The organism is Variovorax sp. P1_H2 (genome assembly GCF_056405295.1).
Genome location: NZ_JBFUCJ010000297.1, coordinates 1 through 886 on the forward strand (window position 1 = coordinate 1; position 886 = coordinate 886).

Below are 886 nucleotides of genomic sequence, written 5' to 3' on the forward strand. Positions count from 1 at the left end.
CACGATCCAGGGTGACATTTCGACGATCAACACCACACCAACGTTGCCGGCAACACGACGGCCATCACCAACCTGGACGGCCGTGTCACGACAAGGCGACGTGACCTGACCAACCTGACCAACAACCTGAACAGCGGTTCGGTGGGTCTGGTGAAGCAGGACGCGACGACCCATGCGATCACGGTGGCAGGCGACAAGGCAGGCACCTCGGTGGACTTCGCCGGCACCGCGGGCGCGCGCACCCTGAGCGGCGTGAAGGATGGCACGCTGGCGGCGGGCAGCAAGGAAGCCGTGAACGGCGGTCAGTTGTTCACGACCAACCAGAACGTGACGGCGAACACCAACGCGATCGGCGCACTGGACACCCGCGTGGGCACTGCCGAAGGCAGCATCACCACGATCCAGGGTGACATTTCGACGATCAACACCAACGTTGCCGGCAACACGACGGCCATCACCAACCTGGACGGCCGTGTCACGACCGTCGAAGGCGACGTGACCAACCTGACCAACAACCTGAACAGTGGTTCGGTGGGTCTGGTGAAGCAGGACGCGACGACCAAGGCCATCACGGTGGCAGGCGACAAGGCGGGCACCTCGGTGGACTTCACCGGCACCGAAGGCGCGCGCACCCTGAGCGGCGTGAAGGACGGCACGCTGGCGGCGGGCAGCAAGGAAGCGGTGAACGGCGGTCAGTTGTTCACGACCAACCAGAACGTGACGGCGAACACCAACGCGATCGGCGCACTGGACACCCGCGTGGGCACTGCCGAAGGCAGCATCACCACGATCCAGGGTGACATTTCGACGATCAACACCAACGTTGCCGGCAACACGACGGCCATCACCAACCTGGACGGCCGTGTCACGACCGTCGAAGGCGACG

General features: G+C 64.3%; 1 pseudogene. It reads left to right on the forward strand.

The annotated features are described in order from the left end of the window. Positions 1-141 precede the first annotated feature (141 nt). Positions 142-886 (forward strand): annotated as a pseudogene (locus tag AC1D2E_RS35995) (hypothetical protein); the annotation flags it as partial.